This is a genomic window from Paraburkholderia sp. BCC1884 (assembly GCF_900996225.1).
Taxonomy (GTDB): domain Bacteria; phylum Pseudomonadota; class Gammaproteobacteria; order Burkholderiales; family Burkholderiaceae; genus Paraburkholderia.
Genome location: NZ_CAAJGL010000011.1, coordinates 144,266 through 166,590, shown reverse-complemented (window position 1 = coordinate 166,590; position 22,325 = coordinate 144,266). Strand labels below are relative to the sequence as shown.

The following is a 22,325-nucleotide window of genomic DNA, read 5'->3' as shown; positions in this document are numbered from 1 at the left end:
ATGTCTTGGGTCAGAGTAGCATTGGCACTTGGGCTTGTAACGGCCACGTAAACCCGAATTCCTCCTCTGACGGGCGTTTCCGGTTGCCAGTAGCATGCTCCATGTTGTAGGATGACCTATATCTGTGGCGTTCATTTAAGGAAAGCGAAATGTCTATTACCGGCGAAATGCTGATCGGCCGCCAGGCGGTGCGCGGCGAGGAAAAACCGTTGCATGCGTTCAACCCGTCGACGGGCTCCGACATCGCCGAGCCGGTTTTTGGCAGCGGCACAGTGGCCAATGTCAACGCGGCGTGCGAGTTGGCGCACAAGGCGTTCGACCCGTACCGGAATCTGCCGCTGAGCGTGCGCGCCGAGTTTCTCGAACGCATCGCCGACGGCATCACCGCCTTGGGTGACGTGCTGATCGAGCGCGCCATGCAGGAATCGGGTCTGCCGAAAGCGCGTCTCGAAGGCGAGCGCGGCCGCACGACCGGTCAGTTGAAACTGTTCGCACAGGTCGTGCGCGCGGGCCAATGGCTCGACGCCACGCTCGATTCGCCGCTGCCGGAGCGCAAGCCCTTGCCGCGTTCCGATCTGCGTCTGCAGAAGATCGCACTCGGCCCGGTCGCGGTGTTCGGCGCGAGCAATTTTCCGCTGGCGTTTTCCGTTGCCGGCGGCGACACGGCGGCGGCGCTGGCGGCCGGTTGCCCGGTCGTGGTGAAGGCACACCGCGCTCACCTGGGCACCTCGGAACTGGTCGGCCGCGTGATTCAACGCGTCGCACAGGAAATGGATCTGCCCGAAGGCGTGTTCTCGATGATCGTCGGCGCGGGCAATTCGGTGGGCGAAGCGCTGGTCGCGCATCCGGCGATCAAGGCGGTTGGCTTCACCGGTTCGCGTGCGGGCGGTCTGTCGCTGATGCGCGTCGCGGCGGCGCGGGCCGAGCCGATTCCGGTCTATGCGGAAATGAGCAGCATCAACCCGGTGTTCGTGTTGCCGAATGCGCTGGCGCAGCGTGGCGAGGCGCTCGCGCGCGGCTTCGTCGATTCGCTGGTGTTGGGGGCGGGACAATTCTGCACGAATCCGGGTCTCGCGATCGCCATCGACAGCGACGCGCTCAAGGGCTTCGTCGCCACCGCTTCGGAAGCGTTGACGGCCAAGCCTGCCCAGACCATGCTGACCTCCGGCATTCATGCCGCGTATGAAGAAGGCGAAGGCAAGCTGGCCGCGCTAAAGGGTGTCGAAACGGTGGCGCGCGGCGTCGACACGACGGGCCCGACGCAAGCCCGCGCGGCCTTGTTCGTGACCGACGCGCCGACCTTCCTCGCCACGCCCGCACTGGAAGACGAAGTGTTCGGTCCGGCGTCGACGGTGGTGCGCTGCAAGGACGAGCAGGAGTTGCTGGCGGTGGCCGAGCATTTCGCTGGGCAGCTGACGGCCACGTTGCTGATGGACAGCGCCGATCTGGCGTCTGCGAAGAAACTGGTGCCGATTCTCGAACGCAAGGCGGGCCGCATTCTGGTCAACGGCTTCCCGACCGGCGTCGAAGTCTGTCACGCGATGGTCCACGGCGGTCCGTTCCCGGCTACGTCCGACAGCCGCGCGACCTCGGTCGGCACGACCTCGATCGATCGTTTCCTGCGTCCGGTGTGCTATCAGGATTTCCCGGCCGACCTGCTGCCCGAGGCGCTGGTCGACGGCAATCCGCTGGACTTGTGGCGTCGTCGCGATGGCGAGATCACGCGCAGCTAAGCGTGGGTTCGAATCGCGCGTGAAATAAAAAAGCCGGGAATGAAAATTCCCGGCTTTTTTGCCTCTGCTTCGACTTCAGCGGCGTTGCGTTTTCTTGCGCCTCAGCTATTCGCCTCGGACGCCTCGTTCGCGCGCCGCAAGCGTTCGCGGCTATTCGACAGATGCATGCGCATGGCGGCGCGTGCGCCGTCAGCATCGTGCCGCGTGATCGCTTCAAGAATGCTTTCGTGCTCCAGATTGACGAGCGACAGATACGCGTCCGGCTCAGCGCGCGCAATGCCCGCCGAGTCCAGCCGGTTACGCGGGATCAACGCGCTGCCCATCTGCGTGAGGATGTCGACGAAATAGCGGTTGCCCGTGGCGCGCGCCACCGAAATGTGGAACTGCAGATCGGCGTCGACGCTATCCAGGCCGTTGTGGCGGGTGGCTTCGATCGCGTCGAGCGCGGTGCGCATGCGGGCGAGGTCGTCTGCCTTGGCGCGCTGCGCGGCGAGTCCCGCGCATTCCGTTTCCAGGCTGATGCGCAATTCGAGGATGGACAGCACGTCGCGCAAAGTGGTGGCGGGCACCATGTCGATGCCGAGCTTTTCGCGCGGCGGCTCGAGTACGAAGCTGCCGATGCCGTGGCGCGTCTCGATGACCTTGCCCGCCTGCAGACGCGAAATCGCTTCGCGAATCACCGTGCGGCTTACGCTCAGCGTGACCATCAGTTGAGATTCGGTCGGCAGTTTGTCGCCGGGTCTCAATGCGTTCGACGCGATTTGCTCGGTCACATAGCCGACGACGAACTCGGCAAGATTGCGAGCGCGTCGTGGCGGTGCCGCGGATGCCAGTGGTGTAGCCATCGAAAACGCCCCTTGAATCAAATAGTTGCAGGTACTACCTGCATTTCATTATACCGTCGTCTGACGACTGATTAAATAAACGCCGGATCATTTCCCGCGACGCTTCGCGGGCAAGGCGCCAGCGTGTCGTCCACCGGAAGTACGATAACCGTTCGCGCTCAGTTTGGGCGCAATTCGACTCGCTTGATGTCCTTCACGATCACCAGATAACTGAACACCGTGAGCAGGGCGTTCGCGCCCACGAACACCAGCGCGCCGTTGAACGAGCCGGTCGTGGCGACCAGATAGCCGATCACGATTGGCGTGACGATTCCGGCCACGTTGCCGAACATATTGAAGATCGCGCCGGACAGGCCGAGCGCTTCCCTCGGCGACGTATCGGCCACCACCGCCCAGCCGAGTGCGCCAATGCCTTTGCCGAAGAACGCGAGCGACATCAGCGCGACCACGACCCAATCGGTCGACACATAGTTACAGCCGATGATGCATACCGACAGCAGCATGCCGCCGACGATCGGCACCTTGCGCGCGATCGTCAGCGAATGGCCGCGGCGGATCAGGCCATCGGACAGAATGCCGCCGAGTACGCCGCCGGAGAACCCGCAGATCGCCGGCAGCGAAGCCACCAGACCCGCATGCAGAATCGTCATGCCGCGCGCCTGCACCAGGTAGATCGGAAACCACGTCAGGAAGAAGTAGGTCAGCACGTTGATGCAGTACTGCGCGAGATACACGCCGAGCAGCATGCGGTTGCTCAGCAACTGCCGTATGAGAAACCAGCCGCCGGCTTTGCCGATATCGTCGGGACGCGCCTTGCGATGGCCGCTCACCACGCCGCCGCCCTGTTCGATGTACTCGAGTTCGGCACGCGAAACGCGCGGATGGTCGGCAGGGTTTTTCATCACCTTCAGCCAGGTGACGGCGAGCAGCAGCCCGAGCACGCCCATCACCACGTAGACCATATGCCAGCCGAACGCGTGGGTGAGCCATGCCATCAGCGGCGTGAAGATGACCGCCGCGAAGTACTGCGCCGAATTGAAAATGGCCGACGCCGTGCCGCGTTCGTCGGTGGGAAACCAGCTGGCCACCACCTTGGCATTGGCCGGAAATGCGGGCGATTCGGCTGCGCCCATCGCGAAACGGAGCACGAAGAGCGCGGTGATCGCAGCGCCCGCGCTGCCCAGCAAGCCGATCGAGCTTTGCAGCAACGTGAAGAGCGACCAGAAGAAAATGCTCGCGGCGTAGACTCGCCGCGCGCCGAAGCGGTCCAGCAGCCAGCCGGCCGGCAGTTGCGACAGCACGTAAGCCCAGCTGAAAGCCGAGAAGATGTAGCCCATGCGCACGGCGTCGAGCGCGAACTCGGTGCGCATGGCCGAGCCGGTGATCGAGAGCGTCGCGCGATCCGCGTAGTTGAAAGTGGTGATCAGAAAGATCAGCAGCAGGATCGCGTAGCGCACTTTGGTGCGTTTGGCGACGTGAGTGGAACTGGCCGTTCGGCTCATTTCCATGGTCATCTCCTCAATGTTTTGCCGTGCTGCCTTGAAGCCGCGAGACGAAAAACGCCCGGCGACGTTGCCGTCCCGGGCGCGCTTCGTGGTGCCGTCCAGGCTGACCTGGTTCGCGTGGCCGAACGATGCATCCGATGCAAGCGTTCGGCCAGTTAATTTACTGCGGGCCGAGCGACTTGATGAGCACGTCCAGCTCGGCCATTTCTTCTTCGGTCAGGTCGGTCAGCGGCGCACGCACCGGGCCGGCACTGTGGCCGACGAGCTTGGCGCCCGCCTTGACGATGCTGACCGCGTAGCCCGCGCGGCGATTGCGGATCGCCAGGTACGGCAGGAAGAATTCGTCGATCAGCTTGCCGACGGTTGCGTGGTCGTCCGCGGCGATGGCGCGGTAGAAGTCCATCGCGGTCTTCGGGATGAAGTTGAACACCGCCGACGAATACACCGGCACGCCCAGCGCCTTGTAGGCCGCGGCATAGACTTCCGCGGTCGGCAGGCCGCCGAGGTACGAGAAGCGGTCGCCCAGGCGCCGGCGGATCGTCACCATGTTTTCGATCTCGCCCACGCCGTCCTTGAAGCCGATCAGGTTCGGGCAACGCTCGGCCAGGCCTTCGAGCATGTCAGCGTTGAGCTTGGAGTTGGCGCGGTTGTAGATGATCACGCCCATGTTCGGCACCGACTTGCAGACCTCTTCGGCGTGCGCGGCGATCCCTTCCTGGCAGGCTTCGGTCAGGTAATGCGGCATCAGCAGAATGCCGTTCGCGCCGTGGCGCTCGGCTTCTTTGGCGTACGCGATCGCGACGCGCGTCGGGCCGCCCGCACCAGCCAGGATCGGCACCTTGCCTTTGCAGACTTCGGCGGCGGTGCGAACCACGTTCGAATAATCGTCGTGCGTGAGCGAGAAGAACTCACCCGTGCCGCCGGCCACGAACAGGGCCGACGCGCCGTACGGAGCAAGCCATTCGAGGCGCTCGGCATAGGTGTCGGCGCGGAAATCGCCCTTTTCGTCGAAGTCGGTGACGGGGAAGGAGAGAAGGCCTTCCGAAACGATCTGTTTGAGTTCCTGCGGTGTCGTCATGATGAGTGTCCTGGGCGGCGATAGAGGTTGGTTTCTCGAAATGGAGATTTCTTATACGTCATCGTACAACAACAAATCGGCTAACTCAACGGGGTTTTCGCGGCATAATGCACGTCATAGGGTAAATACGGAACGTCTGCCTAACTTTTCATGTTGTAGGATGACGTATGAATAGTTGGCGCAGCAGGCGTACAACGCCATAAGGATCGATGCAATGGAACAATCTCCGCTCTACATTCGCGTGCACCCCAACGACAACGTCGCGATCGTTGTCAACGACGGCGGTTTGGGTGAGGGCGCGGTCTTTGCCGACGGCCTCGCGCTGCGCGAGCGCGTGCCGCAGGGTCATAAGGTTGCGCTGGCCGATCTGGCCGAGGGCGAAGAGGTCATCCGCTATAACGTAGTGATCGGCTATGCGCTCAAGGCGTTGCCCAAGGGCAGCTGGATCAACGAACACGTGATCCGCATGCCGAGCCCGCCGGGGCTGGAAGATCTGCCGATCGCCACCATCAAGGCGCCGGAGATGCCGCCGCTCGAAGGCTTTACGTTCGAGGGTTACCGCAACGCGGACGGCTCGGTCGGTTCGCGCAACATTCTCGCGATCACGACCACCGTGCAGTGCGTCGCCGACGTGGTGCAGCATGCGGTCACGCGCATCAAAGCCGAGTTGCTGCCGAAGTATCCCAATGTCGACGACGTGGTGAGCCTTGGTCACACCTACGGCTGCGGCGTCGCAATCGACGCGCCCGACGCGATGGTGCCGATCCGCACCGTGCGCAATATCAGTCTGAATCCGAACTTCGGCGGCGAAGTGATGATGGTCAGTCTCGGCTGCGAAAAGCTGCAGCCCGAACGCCTGATGCCGCCCGGCACGATTCCGATCGCAGCGGCCGCGAATCTCGCCGAAGTCGCGGACATCGGCGATATCGAAGCCGATCTGAATGGCGACGTGGTCGTGCTGCAGGACGAAGCGCACGTCGGCTTCCAGTCGATGATCGAGTCGATCATGCGGATGGCCGAGGGTCACCTGAAGCGCCTGAACAATCGGCGTCGCGAAACCTGCCCGGCAGCCGACCTCGTGATCGGCGTGCAATGCGGCGGCAGCGACGCGTTTTCCGGTTTGACCGCCAACCCGGCTGTGGGCTTCGCCACCGACTTGCTGGTGCGCGCGGGCGCGACGGTGATGTTCTCGGAGGTCACGGAGGTGCGCGACGGCGTCGATCAACTGACGGCGCGTGCGGCGAATGCCGACGTGGCCGCGGCGATCATCCGCGAAATGCAGTGGTACGACGATTATCTGAAGCGCGGCGGTGCCGACCGCAGCGCGAACACCACGCCGGGCAACAAGAAGGGCGGCTTGTCGAACATCGTCGAAAAGGCGATGGGCTCGATCATCAAGTCGGGCAACTCGGCGATCTCCGGCGTGCTGTCGCCGGGCGAAAAAGTCCGCCAGAAAGGCCTGATCTACGCGGCCACGCCGGCCAGCGATTTCATCTGCGGCACGTTGCAGGTCGCGGCGGGCATCAACCTGCATGTCTTCACGACGGGGCGCGGCACGCCGTATAGTCTCGCGGAAGTGCCGGTCATCAAGGTCGCCACGCGCTCGGATCTCGCGCGCCGCTGGCATGACCTGATGGATATCAATGCCGGCACGATCGCCACTGGCGCCTCGACCATCGAAGAGGTGGGCTGGGAACTGTTCCGCCTGATGCTCGACGTCGCCAGCGGCCGCAAACAGACGTGCGCCGAAAAGCTCAAGCTGCACAACGCGTTGACGCTGTTCAATCCGGCGCCGGTGACCTGATCGATCCGATTGATCCGATTGATCCGATTGCACTTACACACGACACTGAGACATGACTGACTCGAATCCTGACCGCGCCGCGGCACAAAAACCTTTCCGCCGACTTCTGCTGACCGGCGCTGCGGGCAACCTCGGCACGCAATTGCGCGGGGCGCTGGCGGCATGGGCCGATGTCGTGCGCGTGACCGACATTGCGCCGCTCGGCGAGGTGGCGGAACACGAAGAAGCCTCGATCGTCGACCTCGCCGATGAAGCCGCGGTTCACGCGCTGCTCGAAGACGTGGACGCGGTGGTTCACCTCGGCGGAATCTCCATCGAAGCACCGTTCGAAGATCTGCTCGAAGCGAATATCCGCGGCCTCTACAACCTCTATTCGGCTGCGCAGAAGCAGGGCGTGAAGCGCATTATTTACGCGAGCTCGAATCACGCGGTGGGTTTTCATCCGGTGACGGAGGTGGTCGATGTCGACGCGCCGCTGCGTCCCGATAGCCTGTACGGCGTGACGAAATGCTTCGGCGAATCGCTGTCGCGCTATTACTTCGATCGCTTTGGTCTCGAGACGGTGTGCCTGCGGATCGGTTCGTCGTTCGAACAGCCGAAGAATCCGCGCATGCTCGTCACGTATCTGAGCTATCGCGACTTCATCGAACTGGTGCGTTGCTCGCTGTTCACCAATCGCGTCGGCCATGCGATCGCTTATGGCGTGTCGGATAACCGCATCAAGTGGGTGGACAACACCAAGGCCGCGTTCCTCGGTTTTCGTCCGCAGGATAGCTCGATCGAATTCGAGCATCTGTTTCCGGTCGGTGCGCCCACAACGAATCTCGACGACCCGACGCAGCGCTTTCAAGGCGGCCCGTTCGTGCTGGCCGGCCCGATGGAGCCGAAGCGGTGAGCGGTCCTCGAGTCGAGCGCGTCGAGGCGGCAGGGCAGGCGCCTGCATCGGTTGGCGAAAGTCCGGTGTGGCGCGCAGCGGAGCAGGCGCTCTACTGGGTCGATATTCCGGCGCAGAAAATCGTCCGTCTGCGGATCGGGACAGCCGAACGCTGCGAATGGCGCTTGCCGGAAAGAGTTGCGTGCATCGCATTCAATGCTAGGGGCTCGGTGCTGGCCGGCTGCGAAACGGGACTCTTCGCTTTCAGGTTGCCTGAGCCGGAAGACGCGAATGTCGCTGCCGGCGAGCCGATTCCGGTGGTGGGGCGCAAGCTCGCTGCGCCGGTCTTCCCCTTCGACGACATGCGCTTCAACGACGGTCGTTGCGACCGGCAAGGGCGCTTCTGGTCCGGCACGATGGTGCAGGACATGTCGCTCGCCAATCCCGGCGGCGCGCTGTATCGATTCGACGCAAACGGCGTGCTGTCGGCACCCGTCGTCGCCGAACTGATCACGCAGAACGGTCTTGCCTGGTCGCCGGATGGCACGACGATGTATCTGTCCGACTCGCATCCATTGCGCCGGCAAATCTGGGCGTTCGACTACGACGTCGCCTCGGGTGAGCCGCGCAACCGTCGCGTGTTCGCCGATTTGCACCACTACGTTGGCCGTCCCGACGGCGCGGCGGTGGACGCCGACGGCTGCTACTGGATCTGCGCGAACGACGCGGGGCGTCTCCTGCGGTTTACGCCGCAAGGCAAGCTGGACCGCGAGATCGCGGTGCCGGCCATGAAGCCGGCCATGTGCGCGTTCGGCGGACGCAACCTGGATACGCTCTTCGTCACATCGATTCGCCCCGCAACGGGCGCGAACGAGCACGACGGCCATCTCTTCGCCGTGTATCCCGGCGTCACCGGTCTTACCGAACCCGAATTCGCGGGCGAACTGTAAGCGCAACTTCGCTTGAACCGCGGCGCCGACAGGTGGGTCATGTCCGGCGCCGTTTGTTTTCCTGAAGCGAACAATTCATCACTCGTCGTACAACTATGTGGCAAAGATGCCACGTTCACGCCATCTTTCCCTGACGGAAAAATGGTAGGCCGAGGAACACCTCCTCACGCGCCCAAACTTCCCTCTAGCTCCCGTGCGGCTTTGCTGCCGACCACTGCTAGTCACTTATACCGCCCGTCTCGATTCTGCGGGTAAATACCGTCTGTACAACTCAAACGCCCTTTTATAGACTTCATATGTCGTCGTACAACATACGAGCCCAAACAAATTGCTTTCGATGACGGTTTTTCAGTCTCGTTTGGGTTGGCAGTCGAAGTAAAAGCAGTCGAGTTGTCTGACAGGAGTGCCGAGTGTCCGTGCCGGGGAAATTGCACGGATCGGTACGGCCAGACGCTCGCGATTCTTCAGGGATCGCGCGCGTGGCGCCGGGAGACGCATCAAAACCATATCGCATCCGCAAGCGCGGCGGCCCGCAACTGGCCGTACGCGATCGGCCGTCGGCAGTCGAGCGGATGATCAATTTTTCAAGGAATGTCACGATGAACAAGAAGTTCGCCTCTTCCCGTGTTTCGATGATCGTCGCAGCCTCGGTGCTGGCGTTCAGCACCGTGTCGGCTCAGGCACGCGTGTTCCGCGTGTCGGACGTGCACGGCGACACCTATCCGACCAACATGGCCGTGAAGTACATGGGTGACGAGATCAACAAGGCAACCGGTGGCAAGGATTCCGTGAAGGTGTTCGGCAACAGCGCGCTGGGTTCGGAGAACGACACGATCGACCAGGTTCGCATCGGCGCGCTCGACATGGCGCGCGCGAACGGTGCCGCATTCAACGAAATCGTGCCGGAATCGATGATTCCTTCGCTGCCGTTCCTGTTCCGCGACATCGATCATTTCCGCAAAGTGATGTACGGCCCGGAAGGCCAGAAGATTCTCGACGCCTTCAAGGCGAAGGGCATGATCGCGCTGACCTTCTACGAGAGCGGCGCACGTTCGATCTACACGAAGAAGCCGATTCATTCGCCGGCCGACATGAAAGGCCTGAAGGTGCGCGTGCAGCCGTCGGACCTGATGGTCGACGAGATCAGGGCGATGGGCGGCACGCCGACGCCGATGCCGTTCGCCGAGGTCTACACGGGCCTGAAGACGGGTCTGGTCGACGCCGCGGAAAACAATATTCCGTCGTACGAAGAAACCAAGCACTTCGAAGTCGCGCCGATCTATTCCGAAACCCAGCATTCGATGACGCCGGAAGTGCTGGTGTTCTCCAAGAAGGTCTGGGACACGCTGACGCCGCAGGAGCAGGAGATCATCAAGAAGGCCGCGGCTGACTCGGTGCCGTACTACGAAAAACTCTGGACCGCGCGTGAAGCCGACGCGACCAAAACGGTCACCAAGGGCGGCGCGACCATCGTTGCCGCTTCGCAGATCGATCGCGCCGCGTTCGTGAAGGCGATGCAGCCGGTCTGGACCAAGTATGAAAAGACCCCGCAAATGAAGCAGCTCGTCGACGAAATCCAGGCCGTCAAATAAGGCTTGTGGGTCGGAAAGACAGTGGCAGTGAGAAGAGCCTTGTGGGAAAGCCCACGGGGCTTTTCCGCTGCGCGCTGCCTTGCATGCGAAAGAAGTCGGACGGTCTGCTGATTGTCAGAGTCAGGTCCGCGGTAAAAGGATGGGGTCAATGAGCTTCCTGAAGCGCCCAAATAATTTTCTGTTTCGCCTGCTGGTTGTTCTGGCATCGGTGAGTCTCGCCGTGCTCAGCCTGCTCGTGATCTATAGCGTCGTGATGCGCTACGTGTTCAGCGATGCGCCGGATTTCGTCGAGCCGATCGCGTTGCTGCTCGTGATCGTGATCGCGATGTTCGGCGCTGCATTGAAAGTGCGCGAGGGCGGCCACATCGGGCTCGATTCGCTGGTCAAGAAGTTGCCGCCGAAAGGGCAACTGATCGCGACGGCGTTTCAACATTTTTGTCTGATCGTGTTCGCCGTGGCGGTTTTCTTCGGCTGTCTGCAAATGGCGGAAGCCACCATGGACGACCGGATTCCAATTCTCGGTTTGCCCGAAGGTTTGCGTTATTGCATCCCGGTCGTTGCCAGCGTCTGCATCGCATTGTTCTCGCTCGAGAACCTGCTTGCGCTTTTCGCCAAGAAACACAACTAGAAGAATCATGGAACTTGCCATCCTCGCCATCAGTTTCCTCGTCTTTCTCCTGCTCGGGGTTCCAGTTTCGTTCGGGTTGGGATTGTCGTGCGTCCTGACCTATCTGTATGAAGGCTTGCCGGCGGCCACCGCCATGCAGTCGATGATTTCGGGTATCAACGGCTTTTCGTTTCTCGCGGTGCCGTTCTTCATCCTGTCCGGTGAATTGATGCTGCACGGTGGCATTGCGGACCGCATCCTGCGTTTCGCGCAAGCCACCGTCGGGCATTTCCGCGGCGGTCTCGGCATGGCCAACGTGGTGGCCTGCACCCTGTTCGGCGGCGTGTCCGGTTCGCCTTCGGCGGATACGTCGGCGATGGGCGGCGTGGTGATTCCGTTGATGAAGCGCGAAGGCTACAGCGCGGCCTATGCGGTCAACGTGACGACTCACTCGTCGCTGGCCGGCGCACTGATGCCGACCTCGACCAACATGATCATCTACGCGTTCGCGGCTCAGGGCATCACCGGTACGCTCAATGGTCATCCGATGAGCGGCGTCTCGATCGGCGACCTGTTGTTCTCCGGTCTGCTGCCCGTGTTGTGGGTGATGGGTTTCGTGCTGCTCGCCGCCTATTGGCAAGCGGTCAAATACGGTTATCCGCGTCGTCCGGACGGTTCGACGCAACTGCAGAAATTCCCCGGCTGGTACGCCGTGGCGCGCACCTTCCTCGGCGCATTGCCCGGCCTGATGGTGATCGCGATCATTCTGGTCTGCGTGGCCAAGGGGATTGCCACCGCGACCGAAGCCGCTGCCATTGCCGTGTTCTATTCGCTGGTGTTGACCATCGTCGTGTATCGCTCGATGACGATGAAGAAGCTCTTTTACGCGCTGTCGAAAGCCGCGAAAACGACGGGCGTGGTGCTGCTGCTGATCGGCGTGTCGAACATGCTGCGCTACCAGATGGCGTATCTGGAGATTCCCGACGCGATCGAGCGCATGCTCGACGGCGCAACCAGCATGCCGTGGCTGATGCTGCTGTACATCAACCTGCTGCAGATTTTCCTCGGCACCTTCGTCGACATGGCGGCGCACATTCTGATCACCACGCCCCTGTTCCTGCCGATGGCGATGCATGCCGGCGTGGGCCCCGTGCAGTTCGGCATCATGATTCTGCTGAATTGCGCCCTCGGTCTCGTGCATCCGCCGATCGGTTCGGTGCAGTTCATCGGCTGCGCGATCGGCAACGTGTCGATCGGCGAAACCACCAAGGTGGCGTGGCCTTATTACCTCGCTATCTTCAGCGCGATCAACATCGTCACGTACGTACCGATGTTCTCGACCTGGTTGCCCAGCATCATCAATGGGCACCCGGTGTATTGATTGGAATGACCGGTTCACACTCAGCGGCACTCGCGCAGTGCCGCAACACAAAATAAATTTTTTACAGAGGAGCAAAAATGAAAAAGGCACTAGCAACCTCGGCCCTTGGGTTGGTCGCCCTCGGCGCGCACGCTCAAAGCAGCGTGACGTTGTACGGTATCGTCGACACGGGTATCGGCTATCAAAGCAGCCAGACGTCGCTGGGTTCGACTTCCGGCGGCCGCTCGGCCGTGAAGATGGTCAACGGCATCTGGGCCGGCAGCCGCTTCGGTTTGAAGGGCGGTGAAGATCTGGGTGGCGGCACGAAGGCGATCTTCCAGTTGGAAGAGGGCTTCAACAGCGCGACCGGCGCACAAGGCGTTTCGGGCCTCGCGTTCAATCGCCAGGCTTATGTCGGTCTGGCAAACGCCACGTATGGTTCGCTCACGGCAGGCCGTCAGTACACCTCGTATTACACGCTCCTCTCGCCGTACAGCCCGACCAACTGGCTGACCGGCGCTTACGGTGCGCACCCGGGCGATCTCGACTCGCTCGATACGCTGTACCGGGCCAACAATTCGCTGGTGTACACGTCGCCGAGCATGCGCGGTCTGACGGTCAGCGGCTCGTACTCGATCGGCGGTGTGGCTGGTCGCACCAACGCGGGCTCGACGATCAGCGGCGCCGTGCAGTACCTGAATGGACCGTTCGGCATTGCTGCAGGCTATCAGCGCATCAACAACTCGACTTCGGGCGGCGGTGCATGGGGTGCTGACTCCACGACCTCGAACGGCGGCGCACAGGCTGGCGTGTCGGGCATCAACAATGGCTACCAGACCGCTCAGGCGCAACAACGCGTGGCGGTGACGGGTGGCTACGCGTTCACCTCGCAGTGGGACGTGTCGTTCTCGTACTCGAACGTGCAGTACATTCCGGGTATCAACTCGGCGTTCCGCAACGAGGCGATCTTCAACACCGCCGGCGCCGTGCTGCACTTCAAGCCGATTACCGCACTGGATCTGGCCGCAGGCTACAGCTATACGCGCGCCACCGAATCGAACGGCATCTCGAGCTCGGCGAGTTATCAGCAGTTCAACCTGTCGCAGTACTACAGCCTCTCCAAGCGGACCGGTCTGTATGCGCTGGAAGCCTATCAGCGCGCGGGCGGTCAGACGTTGGCGCCGAACAAGGCGGGCACGGCAACGAGCATCATCAACGCAACGGCCGATATCGGCGACGGCCAGAACGGCGCACCGTCGTCGTCGCGTAGCCAGTTTGCTGCGGGCGTGGGTATCATCCACCGCTTCTGATCGTGGTGTGACGCAGCGGCACGTTGGTGTGCCGCTGCGTTTTTATGCCTCAGCGACCGCCTCTTCAGCACGCAGGACGAGAATCCGTGGTGACGCGGGTCAGGCTCGGCGTGGCGTGTCGAACGCTCAGGCCTCGGACCACAAACGACCACCCGTCGCCCAGTTTTCGCGTTTCACTTCGGTGATGACGATGTCCACCGAGTTCGGCTCGACGCCGAGCGATTCACAGGTTGCCCTGGTGATGGCTTCGACGAATGCGCGCTTCTGATCCAGCGAGCGTCCTTCGAAAAGATCGATATGAAAAGTGGGCATCATGTAGCTCCGTTATTTAAGGGAAATGGAAATCGGCGTGGCGACGCTTCATTGACGATAGGCCGGGTCGAGCCGATCGAGTTTGCGCAACAGGGCTGGCCATTCGAGCGCGCCTTCGATTGCGCCGCCGTCGTACAGTTGCTCCGCCGTGCGCGCGGCGACCGCAGCGCCCGGTACCACGAGTTCCGCGCCGCACGCCTGCGCCTGCAACTGGATCTCGCACGCCTTGAGCAGCGTGGCCATCAACACATAGGCTTCGGCGACGGTGCGGCCCGTGGTCAGCGTGCCGTGATTGCGCAGCAGCATGGCGGGTTTGTCGGCGAGATGCGCGACGAGACGTTCACCTTCGGCCGGCGAGAACGAGAGGCCTTCGTAGTCGTGATACGCAAGCTGGCCATAGAAACGCAGCGCATGTTGCGACGCGGGCAGCAAACCCGCCGGTTGCGCAGACACCGCCACGCCCGCCGTATTGTGCAGATGCATCACGCAGAAGGCATCCGCGCGCGCTGCATGCACGGCGGCGTGCAATGCGAAGCCGGTGGCATTCACCGGATGCTCGCTCGTGCCGACGATGTTGCCCGCGATATCGATCTTCACGAGATTCGACGCGCACACTTCGTCGAAGGCAAGGCCGAATGGGTTGATCAGAAAGTGGCCGGGCTCGCCGGGCACGCTGGCCGAAATGTGCGTGTAGATCAGATCGTCCCAGCCGTTGAGCGCCGCGAGCCGATAGGCGGCCGCCAGGTCGATGCGCGTCTGCTGTTCCGCATCCGAGCGTGGTCCGGTTTCGGCGATACGAGCGGCGGGTGAGTGGGTGAACGACATGTCAGTCTCCTGAGGGGCTTGAGCGCGCCGTCGTCATGGTGTCATGACGCCGTGGCGTCACGGCGCGGTGTGTCTGGTGCGTCGCGCCGACACTACGGTGCCTAAGGGGCGATGCGAGATCGCTCACGCTGTGCCGGCGCAGCCTCGCTCGAAGCATGTTCGAAGCGCTGCCTGATGATTTGCATACTCCAGGTCGCGAGAACGAAGGGTGCGGTCATGACCGGCCAACCGACGTAAACCGCCGCCGTTTGCAGCATGACGGACAGGAGCACGCCGGCCAGTGTCGAGAGGATGCCGCCCTCGGCGAGCGCGAGCGCGGTAAGCGCGCCATTGAATCCTAACAGGCCGGCGTCGAAGGAGCGGCTCGCCGCACCGGTCAGCAGCAACTGCGCGGCGCTTGCGACACACGCGCCGATCAACGCCCACGCTGCATGTTTGCGTGACGCCGCCGCTATGCCGATCAACACCAGCAATCCGGGTAAAGCGCCCGCACCGAAGCCGGTTTGTGCGAGACCCGCGAGCACGCCGCCGCACCAACGCGCGAGTCCCGGCATAGGCTCGACCGCGAAACTTGCGGATGGCGCGGTGCGTGCGAGCATCGGCAACCAGAGCCAGGTGACGATCAGACACGGACTCGAAAAAACGCCGAGCCGATGCGCGCCTGACCAGCGCGACCAGGGTTCGAGCAACCAGGCGGTAGCCGTGCCCGCGAGAATCGCCACGGCGGCGGCGGTGGCATTGTCGGCGATGAAACTGAAGGCCGCGAGGCCGGCCAGCGCGCCATTGAAACCGTGCAGACCGGCGCGCGTCTCGTCTTCGCGATAGCCCGCCAATACCGCGCTCACATTGGCCGCGACGGCGCCCATCAGCGCGGCGCAGGCGAGCCGCGGATCGGCGAGCAGCCAGCCTGCGAGCAAACAGGCGCCGGTGAAAGCGTTCGGCTGCAGCACGATCTGGCCGAGGCTGCGCAGCAAGGTGCGCAAGGCGGCAGATCGTGCTTCGGTTGCGGCAGCGTGCATGGGTCGGGGCGGCGTGATGGTCAACGAGGCGGAGCGCGGCGAGGCGCATGAACGTAGAAGCGTCGGGCCGCGCCGATGGCGAACCGCGAGCATAGGCCAGCCATACGCCCTTCGGCATCGCGTCCCATTGATAGTGGCTATTTGCGACACCCGCGTCTTACGCACTTGGCGCGTGTGACGGAACGGGCGTCGGCGAACCGAAAGCTTTCGCGCTACGATAAAGCTTCGGCGCGCGTGCCGCGCCGCGTCACGAGGAGACAGGTGATGCGTGAATTACGGTGGGAGTCGCAAGAGGGCGACGGTATCGAACAGCTGGCGTTCGACAACGACAACGGCGGTTTCGAGGTCGAGAGCGTGGTGGTCGGTCAGCGCTACGGCAAGACGTACGGCCTTCACTACACCGTGCGCTGCGACGCTCAATGGCGCACTCGCCATGCCTGGTTGAAGATCGTCGGCGGCGGCGAACTGGAGCTATATGGCGACGGCCTCGGCCATTGGCGTGACGGCAGCGGGCTCGCGTTGAGCGACGTGGAAGGCTGCATCGACATCGATATCGCGGCAACGCCATTCACCAACACGCTGCCGATCCGCCGGCTGCAACTGACCGAAGGCGAGCGCCGGCCGATTTCCGTCGCTTACATTTCCACGCCGGATTTGCAGGTCACGCGGGCGGAGCAGGCCTATTCGTGCATTGTCCTGAATCGCGAGTATCGCTACGAAGGCCTGTTCCGCAACTTTACGGCGAATCTGACGGTGGACGAGGACGGCCTGGTGATCGACTACCCCACGCTGTTTACCCGCCTGCCGCTCGAGCGTTGAGCGGCACAGGCGAAACCGGCGCGTCATGGTCGCCCAGGTGTCGCTCGACAAAACGTTCGATACCGGCCGCGATGCGTACGGGCTCGCGCAATACGACCCAATGGCCCGCATCGATTTCGTGACGCTCGTAAGGGCCGAGCCAGCGCTCGAGTCCAAGCGATAGCGCCGGCCCGACATAACGGTCACGTAACGGCACGATGAATTGCACCGGCGCATGCGCGTGACGCGAGCGCGGGTGCAGCAGCTTGTCGACGAAATTCGCGCGGTACAGGTTAAGACCGTTGAGCGCGTTGCGCATCTGCGACGGATCGCGCTGCGGGCGCACGCGCTCAGTCATGCGCAGCCAGAGCGGCCACATGCGTGCGCCGCCGAGGCGCCAGACCAGTTCCGGCAGCCACGGTAAATGAAAGAAGAAGATGTACCAGGATTTGAGCGTCTGCCGAATGCTGCCGCCGGCGGGACGTTGCCGGTAGTTCAGGCGTTCCGCCGCCTGCGCGCGCGGGTCGGCTTGCTGGTCGCCGCGCAAGCCGAGCGATGCGTGATCGAGACTCGGTCCCGAGATCGATGTATACGAAGCAATACGGCCTACGAACGCCGGGTCGGTCACCGCTTCCCAGCATTGGATCGAACCCCAGTCGTGTCCGACCAGGTGAAACGGCCGCTCGCCGCAAGTGGCATTCGCGACGGCGGCGAGGTCGGCAGCGAGCTTGTCGAGCCGGTAAGCGTCACGCCCGGCGGGTGCGTCCGAGGCGCCTGCGCCGCGCACGTCGTAGGCGATCACGCGGTAGCGCGTGTCCAGTTGCGCGCGCACCGGTTCCCACACGGCCGCTGAATCGGGATAACCATGCACCAGCACGATCGGCGTCGCGTCGCGTGGGCCGCTCACGTAGACCGCGAGCCGCACCTCGCCGGTCGGCACCGACAGCGTGTCGCGTATCACGCGGCCGCCTGCGCGCCGCGCCGTGCCGCCTTGCGGGCGCTCGGCGTGGCCGCGTTGGTGGCGTCGACCGCGGCCACCAGTCCGTCGATACGTGCCAGTTGCGCGCGATTGTCGTGATCCCACGGATGGAAGCCGGGCCGGAAAAAACTCAGCCATTCGCCGGCGATACGCGGAAACACGCCGTGACGCGGCCCATAAAGATATTTCGTCACGCGCCACATGCCGCGCAGATGGCCGCCGCGTTTGCGGTCGGCGATCATCAGGCGCACGTGGTAGTCGAACACGATCAGCCAGAAGGTCAGCGTGGTGGCGAGCATGGTGCCGGTGCGCAGCAAATAGCGGCCGAGGCCGGGCTTGAGCACGGTATTCCACACGTCGTAGGAAACGGACTTGTGTTCGGTTTCTTCCAGCGCGTGCCAGGTCCACATCTGCGTGTAGCCTTCCACCGACTGGCCGATGCGTGTAGCGTCTTCCAGCAGAAGACCGGCAAGCATCGCCGTGTAGTGTTCGAGGCAGACCGTCACCGCGAGCTGATACGAATGCGGCAGGATTCTGCGACCGAAGTTGAGAATCGCCCACAGCCGCTTGTCGAGCTTGTGTGCGGGCAAGCCGGCTTCCTGCAGCAGATCGTTGTATTCGACATGTTCGCGCGTATGCATGGCTTCCTGGCCGATGAAGCCAAGCACCTGCTTGCTGAGCACGGGGTCGTCGATCTGGTCGCGGTAGTTGCGCACGCTATCCATGAAGAAACGCTCGCCGGCCGGGAAGAGCAGCGACAGCGCGTTGAAGAAGTGTGTCACATGCGAGCCTTGCACGTGCCAATCGCAGGCGCGTTCCTGCGGTAAATTGAAACGAAGGTCGCGGCGAACCGGCATCATGGCCTTTCTCCTTGTGATTCTCTGGATGCTGCTGAATGTGCTGAATGTGCCGATCGAACAATGGGCATGGCGAACTGCATGACCGTGCGGGAAGTGTGGTGCATCACGCGCGCTTGCCGTCCACTTGCGCCGCGCGCCGCGCGCGCTTCCCGGCGATCCGTTTCATGCGCCGCGTCTGCATCACGACCAGCGCCTGATAAGCCGCCGGCAAGGTGCGCGCGAGCCAGTCGGCGACACGCGCATCGCGTCCGATCAACACGCGCCGTTTGTTCTTGCGCACGCCGTCGAGGATCACGCGCGCGGCTTCGTCGGCGGTGGTGATGAAGAACTTCTCGAAGTCGTCCTTGCCTTGCTGCTCGTTCTCGAGCATGAAGCCGACCATGTTCGGCGCGATGCGGCTCGATTGCGCGATGCCCGTGCGAATCCCGCCCGGATGGACGCAGGTGGCCGACACGCCGCACTTCATCAGATCGAGTTCCTGGCGCAGCGCTTCCGTAAAGCCGCGCACTGCGAATTTGGTGGCGTTGTAGCCGCTCATGCCGGGCTGCGAGAACAGGCCGAATACGCTCGATGTATTCACGATATGTCCCGCACCCGAAGCCTTGATATACGGCAGAAATGCTTTCGTGCCATGCACCACGCCCCAGAAGTTGATGCCGACGATCCACTCAAGGTCGGCATATTCCATCCCTTCGATGGTGCTCGACAGCGCGACCCCCGCGTTGTTGAACACGAGGTTCACGTAGCCGTGCTGTTGCGCTGTTTCCGCGGCCCAGTCGAACATCGCGCTACGATCGGCTACGTCGAGCACGCGTGTCGTGATGCGCAGCGGCGCACCGACGATCTGCGGCGCAGCGGCTTGCGCGAATTGCGCGGTTTCGGCGAGACTCGCGGCATTGCGATCGGCCAGCGCAAGATGGCAGCCTTCGCGCGCCAGCTGGATCGCGAGCGAACGGCCCATGCCCGAACCCGCGCCGGTGATGGCGGCTACTCTGTCGGTAAAGTTTTTCATTGGCTTGTCTCCTGTCCTCTCTGAACGGTGCCTTTGTCGTTGTCGTTCTGTCCTGTCAGATCGCTTTCGCGGACGTAGGCGCACTGCCGCGCATAGCGACCGATTCCAGCGATTCCAGCGCTTGACTCGGTTCGCCTGGCGACTCAGGAGCGGGTGCGTACGCGAGGTAATCGTCCATGCTGAAGGTGCGGGTGGCCTGGCGGAATTTGTAGGCGAATCCCGGCCACAAGGTGGTGTTCTTGCCGGTCTTCGGATCGAGATACCAGCTCTTGCAGCCACCGGTCGACCAGATCGCGCGGCCGAGCTTCTGCTGGATCTGCTCGTTGTAGGCCCGCTCGACGTGCGGACGTACCTCGATGGCGGCGGCGCGTTCGGTACGCATGGTTTTCAGCGCCCGCAAAATGTAGTCGACTTGCGACTCGATCATGAAGACCATCGAGTTGTGCCCGAGCCCCGTGTTCGGACCGACGATCATGAAGAAGTTCGGGTAAGCCGGTAAGGCCGTGCCGAGGTACGCGTGCGCGCCATCGCGCCACGTCTCCACGATGTCGACGCCGCCGCGCCCGCGCACCACGCCCGGCGCAAACGGATCGGCCACCTGGAAGCCGGTGCCGAAGATCAGGCAGTCGGCCGGATGACGTGTGCCGTCGGTGGTGATGACGGCGTCTTCTTCGATGCGCGCGATACCGGTGGTCGTCACCGATACATTCTGGCGCGACAGCGCCGGAAAATAGTCGTTCGAGATCAGAATGCGCTTGCAGCCCATCGTGTAGTTCGGCGTGAGCGTGGCGCGCAATTGTGGGTCCGGCACCTGACGGCGCAAATGCCGCTCGGCCACTTTTTGCGCGGTCTTCATCAGCGAAGGATGAATCGCGAAACCGAACGCGCGCGATTCGAGCATGCAATACAGCGCCGATCGCATGATTTTTTGCGTGAACGGCAGATGCCTGAAGAGCCACTGTTCAAGCGGTTTAACCGGACGATCGGCCTTCGGCATGATCCACGGCGGCGTGCGCTGGAAGAGCGCGAGATGCGCGACGCGCGGCGCGATCTGCGGCACGAACTGAATGGCGCTGGCGCCAGTGCCGATTACCGCGACGCGCTTGCCGTCCAGCGAATAGTCATGGTCCCAATGCTGCGAATGGAATGCGCGGCCCCGGAAGGTTTCGATGCCGGGAATGTCCGGCATGGCCGCGCGCGACAGGCCACCCATGCCGGAGATCAGTACGCGCGCCGACCATTGCTGGCCATTGGCGAATGACAGTTGCCAGCGGTGACGTGTTTCGTCGTAGGTCGCGCTCGCCAGTTCATGGCCGAAACGCATATGCCGTTCGACGCCAAAGCGCTGCGCGCAGTCTTCCAGGTAAGCGCGGATTTCCGGCTGACGCGCGAACATGCGGGTCCAGCGCGGATTCGGGGCGAAGGAGAACGAATAGACGTGCGATTGGACGTCGCAGGCGCAGCCGGGGTAGTGGTTATCGCGCCACGTGCCGCCTACCGAATCGGCCTTTTCGGCGATCACGAAGTCGGTCATGCCGGCTTGCCGGAGACGGATCGCCATGCCGAGCCCCGCAAAGCCGGAGCCGATGATGGCGATATCCGTTTCGAGCGGAGCGCCGACATCGGGCGCGGCGTCGTGGGGCGTCATGCGTGCGTTCATCCGATCCGTCTCCCTTTGACTCTCTTAACTGTTACATTGGCTGATGTAACAATAGAGGCTGGTAACGGATGAAGCAAGCCAGCGGTTAGATGCCCCCCTCTAGGGCGTGGCCGACGAGGGGAGTTAGCGGGCGGCGAGCGCGGCGTCGACGTCGCGGTTTTGCCAGACGTTGTCCTTTACGCTGATTTTCTGGGGAATCAGATGGGCGCCGTAGAACGCGTCGGCCACCACCTGCTGGGAGCGCGCGATCTCGTCGGTGACCGCGGTGGTGCCATAGGGATAGCGGCGCACCCACGTTTCGACCAGCTTTTCGTCGAGGCCGACTTTCGGCGCGATCAGCGCGGCCGTTTCCGCCGGATGCTGATTGACCCAGAGGCCCGCAGTGCGCAGTTGTCCGAGAATTGCGCCGATCACATCGGGGTGTTGCTGCGCGAAATCGCGCGTGGCTTCGTAGAAGTTATACGGGGCGTTCAGTTCGGTGTAGTCGGCGAGCGTGCGCGCTTTCAGCGCCTGTTGTGCCGATGCGTAATACGGGTCCCAGATGACCCAGGCATCCACGCTGCCGCTTTCGAAGGCGGCGCGCGCGTCGGCGGGCGCGAGGTAGACGGGACGAATGTCCTCGTAATGCAGACCGGCTTTCTTGAGGGCTTCGAGTAACAGGTAGTTCGAACTCGAGCCTTTTTGCAGCGCGACCCGTTTGCCCTTCAGATCCGTCACGTTGCGCAGCGGCGAATCGCTCCTGACCAGAATGGCCTCCGCGTGACGTCCGGACGGTTCCGCGCCGACGTACACGAAACCGACGCCGCCTGCCTGCGCGAACACCGGCGGCGGTGCGCCCGTATAACCGAAGTCGACGCTGTTGGCGTTCAACGCCTCGAGCAATTGCGGCCCGGCCGGAAATTCAAACCATTTGATGCTGTAGCCGAGCGGTTTGAGTTTTTCGTCGAGCGAGCCTTGTGCCTTGAGCACGGCGAGCAGCCCTGATTTCTGATAGCCGATGCGCAGCACCTTGTTCGGCGCGGTGCCGCTTTGGGCTGCGTTTTGCGCGTTGACGCCCATAGTCGTGAAGGCCGCCAGCAAGCCGGCGGCGAGGTGCAGCGTAAAACGGGGATGACGGGGATGACGGACCATGCGGCGAATCTCCATTGCGTTCGATCGGATTCGACGATCGTCGCACGGGCGTTCCGCCGTTCAAACGAAGC

General features: G+C 62.8%; 20 protein-coding genes. 9 read left to right on the top strand and 11 right to left on the bottom strand.

Going from position 1 to position 22,325, the window contains the following annotated elements:
* Positions 1-149: 149 nt before the first annotated feature.
* Positions 150-1,733: an aldehyde dehydrogenase (NADP(+)) gene (locus tag FQ705_RS00785; RefSeq protein ID WP_144137567.1), complete on the top strand. Its 1,584-nt coding sequence runs from the start codon at positions 150-152 to the stop codon at positions 1,731-1,733.
* Between the two features lie 101 nt (positions 1,734-1,834).
* Here the strand turns inward: FQ705_RS00785 and FQ705_RS00780 are convergent, their stop codons facing one another.
* The 3 genes from FQ705_RS00780 to kdgD form a co-directional block, all read right to left on the bottom strand.
* Positions 1,835-2,578, bottom strand: coding sequence for a FadR/GntR family transcriptional regulator (locus tag FQ705_RS00780; protein WP_144137566.1), 744 nt, complete (start codon positions 2,576-2,578; stop codon positions 1,835-1,837).
* A 158-nt stretch (positions 2,579-2,736) separates the two neighbouring features.
* Positions 2,737-4,185, bottom strand: a complete 1,449-nt coding sequence (locus tag FQ705_RS00775) for an MFS transporter (RefSeq protein ID WP_409934664.1) — start codon at positions 4,183-4,185, stop codon at positions 2,737-2,739.
* A 58-nt stretch (positions 4,186-4,243) separates the two neighbouring features.
* Positions 4,244-5,161, bottom strand: a complete 918-nt coding sequence (gene kdgD / locus FQ705_RS00770; protein WP_144137564.1) for a 5-dehydro-4-deoxyglucarate dehydratase — start codon at positions 5,159-5,161, stop codon at positions 4,244-4,246.
* 214 nt (positions 5,162-5,375) lie between these two features.
* Between kdgD and garD the strand changes: the two genes are divergently transcribed.
* From garD to FQ705_RS00735, 7 genes are all read left to right on the top strand, one after another.
* Complete coding sequence (gene garD, locus FQ705_RS00765) at positions 5,376-6,965, top strand: galactarate dehydratase (protein WP_144137563.1); 1,590 nt, start codon at positions 5,376-5,378, stop codon at positions 6,963-6,965.
* A 52-nt stretch (positions 6,966-7,017) separates the two neighbouring features.
* The gene (locus tag FQ705_RS00760; protein ID WP_144137562.1) at positions 7,018-7,860 is read left to right on the top strand and encodes an NAD-dependent epimerase/dehydratase family protein; all 843 of its coding nucleotides are present in this window, start codon (positions 7,018-7,020) and stop codon (positions 7,858-7,860) included.
* Positions 7,857-8,789 carry an SMP-30/gluconolactonase/LRE family protein gene (locus FQ705_RS00755; RefSeq protein ID WP_144137561.1) on the top strand — a complete coding sequence of 311 codons (933 nt, stop codon included), beginning with the start codon at positions 7,857-7,859 and terminating at the stop codon, positions 8,787-8,789. Before FQ705_RS00760 ends, FQ705_RS00755 begins: the two co-directional genes overlap by 4 nt.
* A gap of 599 nt (positions 8,790-9,388) precedes the next feature.
* Positions 9,389-10,381: a TRAP transporter substrate-binding protein gene (locus FQ705_RS00750; RefSeq protein ID WP_144137560.1), complete on the top strand. Its 993-nt coding sequence runs from the start codon at positions 9,389-9,391 to the stop codon at positions 10,379-10,381.
* A 148-nt stretch (positions 10,382-10,529) separates the two neighbouring features.
* Positions 10,530-11,009, top strand: coding sequence for a TRAP transporter small permease (locus FQ705_RS00745; RefSeq protein ID WP_144137559.1), 480 nt, complete (start codon positions 10,530-10,532; stop codon positions 11,007-11,009).
* A 7-nt stretch (positions 11,010-11,016) separates the two neighbouring features.
* Positions 11,017-12,369, top strand: a complete 1,353-nt coding sequence (locus FQ705_RS00740; RefSeq protein WP_144137558.1) for a TRAP transporter large permease — start codon at positions 11,017-11,019, stop codon at positions 12,367-12,369.
* 77 nt (positions 12,370-12,446) lie between these two features.
* Positions 12,447-13,658, top strand: coding sequence for a porin (locus FQ705_RS00735; RefSeq protein ID WP_144137557.1), 1,212 nt, complete (start codon positions 12,447-12,449; stop codon positions 13,656-13,658).
* A gap of 126 nt (positions 13,659-13,784) precedes the next feature.
* Here FQ705_RS00735 and FQ705_RS00730 read toward each other — a convergent pair whose 3' ends face one another.
* The 3 genes from FQ705_RS00730 to FQ705_RS00720 all read right to left on the bottom strand — a co-directional run bounded on the left by FQ705_RS00730 (position 13,785) and on the right by FQ705_RS00720 (position 15,814).
* Entirely contained in the window at positions 13,785-13,970 is a 186-nt protein-coding gene (locus FQ705_RS00730) for a 4-oxalocrotonate tautomerase (protein ID WP_144137632.1), read from the bottom strand.
* 48 nt (positions 13,971-14,018) lie between these two features.
* Positions 14,019-14,795, bottom strand: coding sequence for a class II aldolase/adducin family protein (locus FQ705_RS00725; protein ID WP_144137556.1), 777 nt, complete (start codon positions 14,793-14,795; stop codon positions 14,019-14,021).
* 101 nt (positions 14,796-14,896) lie between these two features.
* Positions 14,897-15,814, bottom strand: a complete 918-nt coding sequence (locus tag FQ705_RS00720; protein ID WP_144137555.1) for an urea transporter — start codon at positions 15,812-15,814, stop codon at positions 14,897-14,899.
* Positions 15,815-16,078: 264 nt separating this feature from the next.
* On the opposite strand from FQ705_RS00720, the gene FQ705_RS00715 reads away from it, so the two are divergent.
* On the top strand, positions 16,079-16,633 hold the full coding sequence (locus FQ705_RS00715; RefSeq protein ID WP_144137554.1) for a putative glycolipid-binding domain-containing protein: 555 nt from the start codon (positions 16,079-16,081) through the stop codon (positions 16,631-16,633).
* On the opposite strand, the gene FQ705_RS00710 is transcribed toward FQ705_RS00715, so the two are convergent.
* The 5 genes from FQ705_RS00710 to FQ705_RS00690 form a co-directional block, all read right to left on the bottom strand.
* Positions 16,608-17,573, bottom strand: coding sequence for an alpha/beta fold hydrolase (locus FQ705_RS00710; RefSeq protein ID WP_144137553.1), 966 nt, complete (start codon positions 17,571-17,573; stop codon positions 16,608-16,610). The two genes, FQ705_RS00715 and FQ705_RS00710, sit on opposite strands and share 26 nt — an antisense overlap.
* Positions 17,570-18,451, bottom strand: coding sequence for a metal-dependent hydrolase (locus tag FQ705_RS00705; RefSeq protein ID WP_144137552.1), 882 nt, complete (start codon positions 18,449-18,451; stop codon positions 17,570-17,572). The genes FQ705_RS00710 and FQ705_RS00705 overlap by 4 nt, the downstream gene beginning before the upstream one ends.
* A gap of 103 nt (positions 18,452-18,554) precedes the next feature.
* Positions 18,555-19,463 (bottom strand): SDR family NAD(P)-dependent oxidoreductase, encoded by a 909-nt coding sequence (locus tag FQ705_RS00700; RefSeq protein ID WP_144137551.1) that lies wholly within the window; start codon positions 19,461-19,463, stop codon positions 18,555-18,557.
* Positions 19,464-19,518: 55 nt separating this feature from the next.
* On the bottom strand, positions 19,519-21,123 hold the full coding sequence (locus FQ705_RS00695) for a flavin-containing monooxygenase (RefSeq protein WP_144137550.1): 1,605 nt from the start codon (positions 21,121-21,123) through the stop codon (positions 19,519-19,521).
* A gap of 123 nt (positions 21,124-21,246) precedes the next feature.
* On the bottom strand, positions 21,247-22,254 hold the full coding sequence (locus FQ705_RS00690; protein WP_144137549.1) for a sulfonate ABC transporter substrate-binding protein: 1,008 nt from the start codon (positions 22,252-22,254) through the stop codon (positions 21,247-21,249).
* Positions 22,255-22,325: the final 71 nt, after the last annotated feature.